This window comes from Thalassiella azotivora, from assembly GCF_054781695.1.
In genome coordinates, this window is sequence record NZ_BAAGTX010000004.1 from 31,842 (window position 1) to 44,627 (window position 12,786).

The 12,786-nt window shown below is 74.3% G+C and carries 11 protein-coding genes and 2 tRNA genes; 6 read left to right on the plus strand and 7 right to left on the minus strand.

Annotated features, from left to right (window positions below; genetic code table 11):
• Positions 1-4: 4 nt before the first annotated feature.
• Complete coding sequence (locus tag ACYVQV_RS03925; RefSeq protein WP_461021961.1) at positions 5-1,144, minus strand: trypsin-like peptidase domain-containing protein; 1,140 nt, start codon at positions 1,142-1,144, stop codon at positions 5-7.
• Between the two features lie 165 nt (positions 1,145-1,309).
• On the opposite strand from ACYVQV_RS03925, the gene ACYVQV_RS03930 reads away from it, so the two are divergent.
• The 3 genes from ACYVQV_RS03930 (at position 1,310) to ACYVQV_RS03940 (ending at position 3,500) form a co-directional block, all read left to right on the plus strand.
• The gene (locus ACYVQV_RS03930) at positions 1,310-2,074 is read left to right on the plus strand and encodes a hypothetical protein (RefSeq protein ID WP_461021962.1); all 765 of its coding nucleotides are present in this window, start codon (positions 1,310-1,312) and stop codon (positions 2,072-2,074) included.
• 1 nt (position 2,075) lies between these two features.
• A complete protein-coding gene (locus ACYVQV_RS03935) occupies positions 2,076-2,555 on the plus strand; it encodes a hypothetical protein (RefSeq protein ID WP_461021963.1) in 480 nt (159 codons plus the stop codon).
• Positions 2,556-2,753: 198 nt separating this feature from the next.
• On the plus strand, positions 2,754-3,500 hold the full coding sequence (locus tag ACYVQV_RS03940) for an AfsR/SARP family transcriptional regulator (RefSeq protein ID WP_461021964.1): 747 nt from the start codon (positions 2,754-2,756) through the stop codon (positions 3,498-3,500).
• A 21-nt stretch (positions 3,501-3,521) separates the two neighbouring features.
• Here ACYVQV_RS03940 and ACYVQV_RS03945 read toward each other — a convergent pair whose 3' ends face one another.
• Positions 3,522-3,866 (minus strand): MmcQ/YjbR family DNA-binding protein, encoded by a 345-nt coding sequence (locus ACYVQV_RS03945; protein WP_461021965.1) that lies wholly within the window; start codon positions 3,864-3,866, stop codon positions 3,522-3,524.
• Positions 3,867-3,943: 77 nt separating this feature from the next.
• Complete coding sequence (locus ACYVQV_RS03950) at positions 3,944-5,689, minus strand: alpha/beta hydrolase (RefSeq protein ID WP_461021966.1); 1,746 nt, start codon at positions 5,687-5,689, stop codon at positions 3,944-3,946.
• A 213-nt stretch (positions 5,690-5,902) separates the two neighbouring features.
• Here ACYVQV_RS03950 and ACYVQV_RS03955 point away from each other — a divergent pair, with 213 nt between their 5' ends.
• Positions 5,903-7,204: a GNAT family N-acetyltransferase gene (locus ACYVQV_RS03955; protein ID WP_461021967.1), complete on the plus strand. Its 1,302-nt coding sequence runs from the start codon at positions 5,903-5,905 to the stop codon at positions 7,202-7,204.
• Here the strand turns inward: ACYVQV_RS03955 and ACYVQV_RS03960 are convergent.
• From ACYVQV_RS03960 to ACYVQV_RS03975, 4 genes are all read right to left on the minus strand, one after another.
• Positions 7,192-7,929, minus strand: coding sequence for a class I SAM-dependent methyltransferase (locus ACYVQV_RS03960; RefSeq protein WP_461021968.1), 738 nt, complete (start codon positions 7,927-7,929; stop codon positions 7,192-7,194). The genes ACYVQV_RS03955 and ACYVQV_RS03960 overlap by 13 nt on opposite strands.
• Positions 7,930-8,115: 186 nt before the next feature.
• Complete coding sequence (locus tag ACYVQV_RS03965) at positions 8,116-10,485, minus strand: hypothetical protein (RefSeq protein ID WP_461021969.1); 2,370 nt, start codon at positions 10,483-10,485, stop codon at positions 8,116-8,118.
• 22 nt (positions 10,486-10,507) lie between these two features.
• Positions 10,508-10,583: transfer RNA gene (locus ACYVQV_RS03970), tRNA-Thr, on the minus strand.
• A 641-nt stretch (positions 10,584-11,224) separates the two neighbouring features.
• Positions 11,225-11,308 (minus strand) — tRNA-Leu (locus tag ACYVQV_RS03975).
• 270 nt (positions 11,309-11,578) lie between these two features.
• Between ACYVQV_RS03975 and ACYVQV_RS03980 the strand changes: the two genes are divergently transcribed.
• Positions 11,579-12,280, plus strand: coding sequence for an FhaA domain-containing protein (locus ACYVQV_RS03980; RefSeq protein WP_461021970.1), 702 nt, complete (start codon positions 11,579-11,581; stop codon positions 12,278-12,280).
• A 10-nt stretch (positions 12,281-12,290) separates the two neighbouring features.
• Positions 12,291-12,785 carry an FHA domain-containing protein FhaB/FipA gene (locus ACYVQV_RS03985; protein ID WP_461021971.1) on the plus strand — a complete coding sequence of 165 codons (495 nt, stop codon included), beginning with the start codon at positions 12,291-12,293 and terminating at the stop codon, positions 12,783-12,785.
• Position 12,786: the final 1 nt, after the last annotated feature.

The window sequence follows — 12,786 nt, forward strand, 5'->3', positions numbered from 1 at the left end:
GACCTCACGGCTCCTGGGCGCCCAGCAGGTCCGCCTTGCCGCGCGCCGCGAGCAGCGCGAGGACGGCGGCCACCGGGACGCCCTGGTTGTAGCGGGGGGCCGCGCCGGTGAGGTACTTCGGGTCGCCGCTGTGGTGGACGGCGACGAGGTTCCAGTCGGCGTCGAAGCACGGCGAGCCGGACGACCCGGGCTCCGTCGTCGTGCGGTACCGCACCCGGGTGGGCGCGCCGTCCGGCCCCGCGGTGCCCAGGACCGCGTCGGTGTCCACCGCCAGGCGCAGCGGGCCGCCGGCGGGGTGCTGGAGGATGAACAGCGCGGGGTGCTTGGTGAAGTCGTGCGGCGAGACCGGCGGCTCGAACCAGCCCCGCGGTGGGGCGTCCGCCTCGGCACCCGCGCCGGCGCTGAGCGGCTCGGAGCCGGCGGGCTCCGCGAGCCGCACGAGCGCGTGGTCGAGCTCGTCCGCGCCCGGCGCCTGCGGCGGGTCGACCTGCTCGTCGAGCGGGCTCGGCGGGCTGTGGTCGACGTCCCAGTCCGGCGCCGCCCGGTGCACCCGGCCGGGGTTGAGCACCACGCCGTCGCCGAGGACCTTGTAGTCGAACCGGAACGCCAGCCGCGTGGCGGGGACGTCGCCGCGCAGCACGGGGGCGACGACGTGGTGGTTGGTCAGCACGAGGTCGGGCCCCAGCAGGAACCCGGTGCCCAGCGCCTCCCCGGCGCCGTCGGCGCCGGTGACCTCGACCCGGCAGACGCGCCCCTCGGCCCGGCCGAGGCGCTCGCGCCACCGCACGACGTCCAGGAGTCCCCCGGCCTCGGTGATCCGCAGCTCCAGCTCGCGCCGCGGCGGGGTCGCCGTGGCCAGGCCGAACTGCTGGGCCACCGCCAGCAGCCGGGCGTTCTGCGGGCTGGACGCCCGGGCGCCGGTGAGCAGCTCCGCCGTCCAGCTCTCGTACTCGGCCCGGGTCAGGACGTCCAGCACGATCGTGGGCAGGTCGTTGGCCAGCGACAGGTGCTCGCGGTGACGGTCCAGCCGGAACCGGAGCATCTCGGTGAGCGAGCCGAGCGTGAACGCGTCGAGCAGCGCGTCCCGCAGCTGCTGGAGCTCCGGGCCGTTCAGACGCCCGTCGTGCTGCTTGAGCCTGGGCACAGCGCCTCCTGCCGGCCGCGCCGGGCGGCAGCGCCTGCCGCCCGGGACCCCGACCGGGCCGGGGCCGGGTGGCATCGACCCCGGGCCCGGTCGCAGGTCCTGACACCAGGAGAGCACGCGCGGCGTCCCGATACGTCGCGATCGCGACGATCCGTCGCGCATCCCGTGACGCCGCGTCGACGCGACGGGGGCCGGCGCGCCCACGTCGCCGGGACGAGCGGACGACGGCTCGTGGACGCCCCGGCCTGTCGACTACCGCCCGGCGCCAGGAGGCGTCGACCCGACGACGCCAAGCAGTTCACCAGCGGCAGCAAGACCGACTTCATGCACCAGAAGGAGTTCAGCCTCGACACCATGAAGAACGTCGTCGACGCGCTGAGCAAGGCGGTCTTCTCCGGCGCCCCCGCACCGGCGGGCACGGGCGTGAACGAGGACGCCGTCGCCGACGCCACCAAGGCCCTGGGGTCGGAGGTCGGCGCGATGGCGAACCTCGAGCTCTACGTCGCCGGCAAGGTCTTCGACGTGCTCAGCAGCATCATCCTCAGCTTCGGCAGCAGCGCGTCGATCTCCTACACCAGCGACACCAAGTCCGAGTCGCTCGGGTTCGGGATGCAGGTCTTCACGAGCGTGGCCGCCAGCTCGTACGAGTCCCACAGCTTCTTCGACAACGAGTACATCAACCAGTACCTGTACCTGTACGACGTCCGCTTCTCGGTCAAGCAGGCGCAGACGGAGGCGACCCTCGGCCTGGTGCAGCTCTACCAGAACGACCTCGTCAACTTCGAGAAGCGGGAGAACGAGCTGGCCGACCAGCTCGGCGCCGGCACCATCGACGGGGCCACGTTCGAGTCGACGGTCGCGATCTACGACACGCTCATCGCGCAGTACAAGGCGAAGATCGACGCGCTGCACGCCGCGAAGGCGGTGTGACGTGGGCATCCGCGTCGACTTCCTGGTCAAGCACGTCCGCCCCACGGACGACGGCGCACCGCTCGTCTGCACGCCGGAGCTCCGGCAGGCCCTGCACGACCTCGGGGTCGCGGACGCGGACGTCACCACGGCGTTCACGTACTGGGCCGCCGTGGCCGACGTCCCGGTCACGCCCGAGTACCAGGACGTGTTCGTCAGCGCCGCGACGGTCGTCTCCGCCGCCCGCTGGGACGAGCTGTACCCGACCAGCCGGTCCAGCGTCGCCTTCCTCAACGGCCCGCTGCTCAAGGAGCTGTCGGACGTCAGCGGCCAGCACCCGGGCCGGACCTTCGACGCCGAGCTCGCCGAGCACGTCCCCGTCGTGGTGACCCTGCGCCGCGGGCACCCCGAGCAGACGCAGGTGGCGTACGGCGTCCGGGGGCTGCGGGTGGCGGCGGACGACGACGGGATGTGCTGCCACCTCGAGTCCGTGCTGACGTGACGAACTCAGGCTGACGTGACGGGCGCAGGCTGACGTGACGGGCGCAGCCCGCGGCTGACCACGACCCGGTACCCGCCCCAGCGGGACCGGGTCCGTGCGCGTCCGGGGCACCGTGTCCGTCCGGGGCAACCCCCGGTGGCGGTGCGATGATGCGACCGTGTCTGCCGGGGGGCCACGACGGGAGGGCCGAGCGTCCACGTGAACGCCGACCCACCCGCCCCGGACCCGGAGCGGACCTGGCTGCTCCAGGTCCTCGGGTGCTTCCGCCTCGGCCGGTCCGGCCACGCGGTCCTGCTCCCCGCGGGAGCCGCGCGGCTGCTCGCCTACCTCGCGGTCGTCGGCCCCGTCAGCCGCCAGCAGGTCTCCGGGACGCTGTGGCCCGACGTCCCGCAGAGCCGCGCGAGCGCCGACCTGCGCACCGCGCTGTGGCGCCTGCAGCGCGTCGACCGGTGCGTCGTGCGCTCGTCGCGCGACGACGTGTCGCTCGGTGACGTGGACGTCGACGTGCACCGGGTGGAGCGCTGGATCACCGCCGTCCTCCAGGACGGCGGCCACGCCGCGAGCGGCGCCTGCCCGGCGCCGCCGCCGGGCACCGGCACGGGCCTGCTGCACGAGTGGGACGACGAGTGGCTGGAGCAGCCGCGGGAGCGCCTGCGCCTGCTGCAGCTGCACGCGCTCGAGACCCTCGTCGGGCGCCTCCTGCTCAGCGGCCGGATCGGGGAGGCGCTCACCCACGCCATCACGCTGGTGCACGCGGCGCCGCTGCGCGAGAGCAGCAACCAGCTGATGCTCGAGCTGCACCTGCGGCAGGGGAACGTCGCGGAGGCCCTGCGGCACTTCCACCGGTACCGCCGGCTGCTGGCCGAGGAGATCGGGGTCGAACCGGGCCCGTCGATCACGGCGCTGATGACGCGGTTCCTCCCGGTGACGCCGGCGCGGCGGTGACGCGGCGGTGACGCGCGCGGGTCAGGCCTCGGGCCGGTCCCGCTTCGGCAGCTTCGCCACCACCGCCTCGTAGGAGGCGTCGACGGCCTCCCGCACCTCGTCGTCCGGGATCGCGCCGCCGACCCGCAGGGTGTTCCACCCCGACCGGCCGATGTACGCCATCACCGAGGCGTCCTGCGGGTACTGGGCCAGCCACTCGTCGGCCTCCTCGCGCGTCCGGCCGCACTTGACGCCCACGGATCGGCCGTCTCCGAGGAACGCGAAGATCCTCGGCCCGACCTTCGTGACGACGTCCCCCTCCCAGGGCTCGTCCTGCCAGGCGCCCGGCTTGGACAGGCAGTACGCGAGCAGCTCGTCCGGGGTCATGCGGTCATCGTGGCGCGGTGGTCCGACAGCGGCGGCGTCCGCTCACCACCGGCTCACCAGCCCCCTCACCAGCCCCCTCACCAGCCGTGGCGGTCGGTCAGCACCACCTCGCGACGCGCCTCCTGGCGGGCCAGCTCGCGTGGGTCCGCGGTGCGGGTCGCCGGCGCGGCGTCGAACGGGCCGGCGTCCGGGGCGCACGTCGCCCCCTCCTCGGGGAGCACCCCGTCGACGAGGTAGCCGGCGACGGCCGCGTCGACGCAGGCGCTCTGCGCCAGGGTGGTGTGCCCGTACCCCTCGAGGGTGAGCAGGCGCGAACCGGGCAGCAGCCGGTTGACGAGCTGGGCGCCCTCGTAGCGCGTCGCCGGGTCGTACCGCGGGTTGACCACGAGGACGGGGTTCGCGGTGGTGGCCGTCCACGGTCCGGCGTAGCGGTCGGCGTCCCGCACCGGCCAGGACTCGCAGCCGATGGACGCCCACGTCCACAACCGGCCGAAGTACGGCGCGCGCAGGTCCGCCACGCGGCCGTTGACCGACCACGCCTGCCAGTGGCGCGGGTTGTCGGAGTCCGAGCACGCCACCCCGAGGAACCCCTCCTCGACCTGCGGCGCCGGCTCCTCCTGCAGTCCGAGCCGGTCCTGGACGGCGGTCCAGGCCGCGCCGGCGGCGCGCGGGTCGCGCAGCTCGGCCAGCTCGTCGACGAGGGCGGCGAGGAACGGCCAGCTCGGCGGGTCGTACAGGGCGCCCAGCGTGGTCCCGACGAGCTCGGCGTAGCCGACGGTCTGCGTGACCCCCGGGGCGACCTCCACCTCGACGGGCCGCACGAGCAGCTGCAGCGCGAGCCGCGCGTACCGGCGCTCCGGGTCGCCGCCCTCGGCCAGCGGGCACGCCTCCGGCCCCGCGGCGCGGCACTCCCGGAAGAAGCCCTGCAGCGTCGCGTACGCACCGGAGTCGCTGCGCAGGCGGGTGCTGAACGGCACCGTCCGGCCCTCGAGGGCGTTGCGGCCCGTCGTCCAGGCGATCGGGTCGAGGACGGCGTCCAGCACCAGCGCCCGGACCCGACCGGGGAACATGTTGGCGTACGTCGTCCCGAGCTGGGTGCCGTAGGAGTACCCGGCGTAGGTGAGCTGCTCGTCGCCCACGGCCTCGCGCAGGACGTCGAGGTCGCGGGCCACGTCCGCCGTCGTCATGTGGTCCTTCACCGGCCCGCCGCGCTCGGCGCACAGCCGGCCCAGGCCCTCGTAGGCGCGGGCGACCTGCCGGTCCTCCCGGACGGTCACCGGGAACGGCGGCAGGTCGGCGTAGAACTCCTCCACCTCCTCCAGCGAGGCGAAGCAGGTCAGCGGCGTGCTGCGGGCGATCCCGCGGGGGTCGAACCCGACGACGTCGAACGCCGCGAGCACCTCGGGGTCGTAGAAGAGCTCGGCGACGGTCACGAAGTCCACGCCCGACCCGCCCGGCCCGCCGGGGTTGAGGAAGAGCGACCCGACCCGGGCGGACGGCTCGTCCGCGAGGCGCCGCTTGAGCGCCAGCTCGATGGTCTCGCCGGTGGGGTCGTCGTAGTCCAGGGGCACGGTGGCGGTGGCGCACTCGAACGTGCCGGTGATCGGCGGCGGCGCGGGCTCGTCCGCTGGGCACGCGCCCCAGGCGAGGTCGGGGACCGCGACACCCGGCACGCCGCCGGGTGGGGACGCGGCCACACCGTCGGGGGCGCTGGAAGCGGGGGACCCGACCGCCGCGGGGGCGACGAGCAGCAGCCCGGCGGCGGTGGCGAGCGCGGCGGCGCCGGCCACGAGACGGCGTGCGGGTGCGGGTGCGGGGGACATGGGCGTCGCCTTCCTGGGTCCTGGTCCGGGGCGGCCGCACGCGGTGCCGGGCCGCGCGAGGCGCTGCCACGCTAGGACCGTCGCCGGTCGCCGTGGCCGTCGCGAGGAGGGCGGATCACGGGCGGTTCGGGGTCGGCCGGCCGTCCCCGTCCCGCGTCGGCTGCCCCGGAAATGCGTGGCGTCCTCGGACCTGCGGTCGACAGGATCGTCCGCATGACCACCCCTCCCACCACGACGACCACCCCGACAACCACCCCGACGAGCGCCCGAGGGACCGACCGTCTCCTCCCGGGTGGCCTCGTCCTGCGTACCGCCACGCCCGCCGACCTCGACCAGGTCGGTGCGCTGCTCGTCGAGCGGGGCGAGCCCGTGGACGCGCTGGACCACCGGCTCGTCGTCGAGGACCCCGCCGCCGGGTGGGAGACCTGCGCCGTCGTCGTCGACGGCGAGCGCGTGGTGTCCACGGCCACGCTCCTCGACGAGGAGCTGCAGCTGACGACCGAGGGGCTCGACGAGCCGGTCCGCCTGCCCGCCGGCCAGGTCGAGCTGGTCGCCACGGACACCGCGTACGAGGGGCGTGGCCTGGTCCGCGCGCTGATGGGGTGGGCGCACGAGCTGTCCGCGGCGCGCGGCCACGTCCTGCAGGTGATGATCGGGATCCCCTACTTCTACCGGCTGTTCGGCTACGAGTACGCGATCGACATCGCACCCCGCCGTCCGCTGACCGCGCCGCCCGGTCCGGAGGCGCTCGTGGGCTTCGAGGTCCGGCCCGCGACCGTCGAGGACGTCCCCGCGCTGGAGCGGCTGCAGGCGGGCGCGCAGCGGGCCGTCGACCTGCGGATGCCGCACTCCCCGCCGCGCCGGCGCTGGCTGCTGGAGCACGACGGCAGCACCACCTGGGCCGTGGTGCGCGCCGGCGAGGTCGTCGCCACCGGCCGGACCAGCCCCCCGGACGACGACGTGCTGCTCACCGAGGTGGCCGCCACCGACCGCGCCGCCGCCCTCGCGCTGCTGGCCCACGCCCACGCGCTCGCCGAGTCCGTCGAGGACGGCGACGACCTGGCCGTCGCGGACCGGCCCGGCACCGTGGCCGGTGACGTCCTCCGCGAGGTCACCGGGGAGCCGGACCCGGAGGCGGAGCAGTACTACGTGCGCGTGCCGGACGACGCCGTCCTGCTCGACCGGCTGCGTCCCGTCCTGGACGAGCGCCTCGCCCGGTCCGGCGTCGAGCTCCCCGACGAGGTCGTGGTGTCCACGTTCCGCCGGCACCTGCGGATGCCGGTCGTCGACGGCCGGCTGGGCGCACCGGTGGTCGGCGGCACCATGCAGTCGCCGGGTGCCGTGGGTGGCTGCGGCGTGGCGCCCGACGCCGTGGGGCCGCTGCTGTTCGGGCCGTTGGGCATCGAGGGCCTGTCCCGACGCCGCCCCGACGTCTACCCCGGCCGGCACGCCGAGCTGATGGCGGCGCTGTTCCCACCGGTGACGAGCGACCTGCTGACGTACTACGTGCCGTGACTCCCTGACCGCTCGGGGGAGCAGCCCGCCCGGAGGCGGAACAGGACGAAGCCCGGGGACGTCGACAGCCGCTCGTGGACGCCTGGGTTCGTCCGGGCCAGGTCCGGGTCCGGGCGGGGTTCGACGAGCCGCTCGATGTGGAACCCCGCACCTGCGAACTCCTCGGTGAGCGTGGTGAGGGGGAGCCGCCAGAAGCGCATGTCCCAGCCACCGGCGCTCCAGTGCTCCTCGACGACGGCCTCGGTGAAGTAGCTCCCGCCCAGCCGCACCCAGTCCGATGCCGGGTGGTGGGTGGAGATGACGACCGCCCCGCCGGGGGCCACGAGGCGACGGAACCACCTCAGCGTGGCGACGCGGTCGTCGAGGTAGTGCCACACCAGCGGGCACACCACCAGGTCGACCGAGTGGTCCGCGAGCCAGACCGGGTCGTCGGCGAGGTCGTGCACCCGGACCTCCGCCGAGGGTGCCCGGTCGCGGGCCAGCTCCACCATCGCCGGGCTCTGGTCGACCGCGACGACGTCCGCTCCCCGGGCCACCAGCTCCTCGGCGTACAGGCCCGGCCCGCACCCGGCGTCCAGCACCCGCAGCCCGTCGACCTCGCCCGCGAGCGCCAGCACCGCCGGTCGGTCGTACGCCGCGTTCCACGGGTTGACGGCCGCGTGCCGCGCGTACGCCTGCGCTATCGACTCGTACTGAGGGCGTCTGCCGACCTGCTCGTGGCTCACGCGGCGACCGTAGTGCCGACGCGCGCGGCGACAGCGCGTGCTCGGCGACGGTCCCCGGGCCGTCTGCGACACCGTGCGCTGCACGGACGCAGTTCCGGTGGCCTACCGGGCCCGGAACTGCGCCGCTGCAGGGGCTGGGCGCGCGGGAGCACCAGTGCGCCGGGCCGCTCCTGACCGTCTGCGCCGTCAGCGAGGGGCGGCGACCATCCCGAGAAGCCAGTGCTCCCCTACGGACCACCCCAGGAGGCGTCGTCCGGTTCCTTCGTCGGCGAAGCCGTCCGTGGTGAAGCCGCCGCCGGCGAGAACGTGAGCCAGCCCGTCGACGACCGGCCGCAGCCGACCGGCAGTGCCGTTGGCCGTGGCCTCGATGAGGCGGCGCACCGCGGCCTTCTGGGAGCCCTCGTCGCAGAAGCTGAGCAGGTAGATCGCCTGCCTCCAGGCGTATGAGACGTTCTTGACGGCCTGCAGGGCCGCGTGGTGCTGTCTCGGCAGCTGCGCGTGTGTCCGCAGCACCCAGGTGAGCACCTGCTCGGCAAGCTCCGGCGCTCGCTCCCGTAGAGCGGACTGCACGTCGAGTCCGACCGTGAGCGCGACCAGGTTGTGGGTGGTGAGGATCTGGCTCTGCTCGAGCACCGCGCCGTTGGCCGACACGCTCCACGAGTGCTCGGCCCGGCCGGCCTCGGCCGCGCGGGTGTTGCACAGCGCGGTGAAGTCGGCGGTCGTCTCCTTGCCCCATCGGCGCTGCAGCCTCCGTGTCCAGCCGGTCGGCTCCGGGTTGGAGAACCAGAACTCCGGGGCGGGCAGGTCGTAGTAGCGGGCGTAGAGCGAGCCCTGGAGGCTCTCGCTGGCGAACTTCGCCGCGGTCCGCCACTTCGTCGTGAAGGTGCCCATGAAGATGTCCGCGGCCACCTCCTCGACCAGCGGGAGCCGCACGTCCGCCGCGGTGGCGAGGGCGCCGAACTCGCGCACCAGGGGGTTGGGGAGGATCCGCTCCGGGAACGAGTCGAGGGCCAGGAGGACAGCTCGCTGGAGCGCCTGCCGCGCCGCCTGCGGCGACCGGCCGGGGGCGGCGCGGAAGCCGGACAGGGCCGCGACCCAAGGGAGCTCCTCGAATCGCACCTGGTGCTCGAGGTTGAGCAGGAGCAGACTGCGCCGGCGCCGGAACGCCGTGTAGGTGCGGGCGTGCAGTCCGGCCAGCACCGCGTCGTCGATGCTCGCCGAGACGTACTGCGCTGTGACCTGCGGCAGCACCCGCGCGAGGACCTCGCCGGAACCGATCACCCCCCGCCCGACCAGCTCCTCCACGGGCGCCTCGAGGGCGCGGCTCACCGTCCGGACGACGGATGCGGGCACGGCCAGGCCGTCGCCGATCGCCGGCGCCTCCGCGTCCGTGATGTCACTGACGACCGGATCGAGGTCCGGGATGCCGCCGTCCGCGGGGAAGCGGTCGAGTCGGCCGGCGACGACGTGCGCCAGCGCGGCGTTCGTCGGCCGACCCGCGATGACGGCCTGAACGGCCCGCAGCGAGGCCCGGGCCTCGCTGCCCGGAGCCCCGTGACGGGTCACCGTGTTCGCCAGCGCCCTCCGTACCCAGCCCACGTCACGGCCGGACAGGCCGGTGCCGTCGTCCCCGGCCGACTCCAGGGCACGCCGCAGCCGGGTGAAGTTGCTCTTGGGGTGCTGGTGCCGGCTGGACGCGGTCGTCCGGTCCACGGTTGCCGCGTAGCGGCTCAGCCACTCGGCACGCCGCGCCGCCCAACCGCCCGGGAAGCGGCTGGCTGGCCAGCCGCCCTCGACGCTGGTGGCGCCCTCGCCGGTGACGAGGTGCGGCAGCTCGCCGTCGACGGTCTCCGCCCACAGGGCGACGAGGTCGTCGTAGAGCGGGTGCCACAACGTGAGCGTCTCCCGCATGGCGATCAGCTGCGCAGGCGCTGTGGCGGTCCGCAGGGTGGCGGCGACTGTGCCGACGGACTCCAGGTGGACCGCAGTGCCGGCGGGCATCGCACGGTCGGTCAGCTGCGGGGTGAACCGCAGGCGATGAAGGTACGGCCGCAGTTCGGCGACCAGGTCGAGCGCGGCCTCACCGTGACCACGGTCGACGAGCCATGCCACGACGGTCAGCGCCGCGTGCTCGGGCAGGCCGATCCGGTACCGCTCGCTGGTCAGCGCGGCCAGCAGCTCGGCCTGCCCAGCGTCGCTCAGGTACCAGAGGTTCAGCCGCTCGCGAGGCGTCGAGCCGGGGCCGGCGGGCAGGTCGGCCAGCCTGGCGCGTTCGTCTGCGTCCAGCGGCTGCTCGACCAGGTACCGCCCGGTCGCGAAACCGCCGGTGACGACCTCGAGGGTCACCCACGCCGGCGTGCCCGCCACCGGCTCGCGGTTGCCGATGACCAGCTCGCCGCTCGCCATGCCGTCGAGCACCATGCGCCAGCTGTCGACCTTCGCCGCGGCGCGGGCGCGCGTGGCCTCGTTCCCGGACGTGGCGGCGGCGTGCAGCGCGTCCCGCAGCCGCCCCATCGCGTAGAACGGGGAGGCCTCGGCCCGGAGCTCCTGGTGCATGGGGTTCCTCGACTGCGCGGGATGGACCTGAAGGCGAGGATCGAACTCGCGCCCTCCCGCGTGACAAGGCGGGTGATCTACCACTGATCTACTTCAGGACGGAACGTCAGACATGGAGGCAGGACTCGAACCTGCGCCCTCCCGGTCTAGAGCCGGGGGCTCTTCCGCTGAGCTACTCCATGCAGTGCGACGCGCACAAGAGGCGGAGCCGCCGGCGTCACGCTCGTGCTCCGTGACGCACCGCGAGTTCTCTGGTGCTCGTCGCGGCGTCGAGTGTGCCCGACCGGTCGAACGCCCGACAACTGACTTCGCGTGACCTGCTGAGCAGCCTCCCCCGATCAGCGGCTCCATGCGGGAGGACGGGCTTGATCGGTGGCGGGTGGTCAGCCTGCGCAACCGGTGACAGGGGTCCGTCGACACGCTGGACGATCTACCGGTTGGTGGGTGACGTGGGCGCCGGCCACCTCGGGCCGGGCGCCCGCAACAGGCGCGACGCAGGTAGGCCAGTCTTACGACAGGCCGCTCTGTATCCGTCTCGCGGGTCGCCGCCACTGCCGCGAACCCGGCCGCGAGCACTCGATCGATGGACTCGACCTCGGCGGGCGTGTACGCGGAGTCGTCGCGCCAGCCGCTGACGGTCGTTGCCGTGGCTCCAGGGCTGGAGCACCAGAGAGCCCCGACCCTCTCGGGGCCGGGGCTCTCTGGTGCTTCTGCTGGTCAGCGGCTCACCGCCGCCTCGTGCGCGAGGGGGGAGTTGAACCCCCACGCCCTTTCGGGCACACGGACCTGAACCGTGCGCGTCTGCCTATTCCGCCACTCGCGCGAGCGACGGCAAGGCTAGCACGGTCGGGACGGTCGCCAGGACGGCCAGGGGCCGCCCGGGTGGTCGGCCGGCGACGGCGGCGGGAGCGACGCAGGTCCGGTCCCTGACAGGCCCCGAGAGTGCGTCGCAAGGCCCCGGACCCCTCGCGAGCTCGTGTGGGGAGGGCATCGGACGCGGTCACCGTTACGATCGCAGAGGGGTCGTCCCTCAGCGGCCCCTGCGGCGTGCGCCCGCACGCCGGTCGGCAACGAGCGGGGCGGGAGGTGCGTCGTGGGCGTCATCGACAAGTTCGAGCGCGGGATCGAGCGCGCCGTGAACGGGGCCTTCGCGAAGGCCTTCCGCAGCGAGGTGCAGCCGGTCGAGCTGGCGAGCGCGCTGCGGCGGGAGACCGACAACCAGGCGGCCGTCGTCAGCCGGGGCCGCACGCTCGTCCCGAACTCGTTCGTCATCACGCTGTCCGCGGACGACCACGCGCGCGTGGCCGACTGGGAGGACTCGCTGGCCGACGAGTTGGCCGACAGCCTGACCACCCACGCCCGACAGCAGCGGTACGCGTTCGTGGGTCCGGTGACCATCCGGTTCGAGCAGGACGACGAGCTGGACACCGGCGTCTACCGGGTGGAGGGGCACCGGGTGAAGGGCGCCGTCGCACCGGCCGGCACGGAGGCCGTCGCCACCGTGTCGCACCCGGTGATCGACGTCGACGGCCGCCGCTACCAGCTGACGAGCCGCTCGACCGTGCTGGGTCGCGGCTCGGAGGCGGACCTCCTCGTGGACGACCCGGGCGTGTCCCGCCGGCACGCGGAGATCCGGCTGGAGGACGGCGGCGCCGTCATCCGCGACCTCGGCTCGACGAACGGCACCTACGTCGACGGTGAGCGCCGGGACGCCGCGCGCCTGGTCGACGGCAGCACCATCACGATGGGCCGGACCCGGATCCGGTTCTCCGCGCGAGCCGACCTGGACGGGTGACGCCCACCTCATGAGCGAGCTGACCGTCACCCTGCTCCGTCTCGGCCTGCTGGCGCTCCTGTGGGTCTTCGTGCTGGGGGTCGTGGGAGTCCTGCGCCGCGACCTGTACGGCACCCGGGTGGTGCAGCGCGGCGGGTCCGCGAAGCGCCCGGCTCCCTCCCGGCCCGCCCCGCGGCCCGAGCGACCCAAGCGGCAGGCCCAGGCCGAGCGCGCCGTCCCGACCAAGCTCGTCGTCACCGAGGGCTCGCTCGCGGGGACGACGATCCCGCTGGGGCAGGCGCAGGTGCTGATCGGGCGCTCGCCGGAGGCGACGCTCGTGCTGACCGACGACTACGCGTCCGGTCGTCACTGCCGGTTGTACCCCGACGACGGTCGGTGGTACGTCGAGGATCTGGGCTCCACGAACGGTACGGTGCTCGGTCGCGAGCGTCTGACCGCGCCGTCGCCGGTGGAGCCGGGGAGCAGGTTGCGGATCGGGCGGACCGTCATCGAGCTCCGGAGGTAGC

What these genes read in the sequence shown, in the direction of transcription:
- ACYVQV_RS03965 (WP_461021969.1), bottom strand. Translation starts at nt 10,485, where the DNA reads ATGCACCAGGAGCTCCGGGCCGAGGCCTCCCCGTTCTACGCGATGGGG.
- ACYVQV_RS03955 (WP_461021967.1), top strand. Translation starts at nt 5,903, where the DNA reads ATGACCACCCCTCCCACCACGACGACCACCCCGACAACCACCCCGACG.
- ACYVQV_RS03950 (WP_461021966.1), bottom strand. Translation starts at nt 5,689, where the DNA reads ATGTCCCCCGCACCCGCACCCGCACGCCGTCTCGTGGCCGGCGCCGCC.
- ACYVQV_RS03945 (WP_461021965.1), bottom strand. Translation starts at nt 3,866, where the DNA reads ATGACCCCGGACGAGCTGCTCGCGTACTGCCTGTCCAAGCCGGGCGCC.
- ACYVQV_RS03985 (WP_461021971.1), top strand. Translation starts at nt 12,291, where the DNA reads ATGAGCGAGCTGACCGTCACCCTGCTCCGTCTCGGCCTGCTGGCGCTC.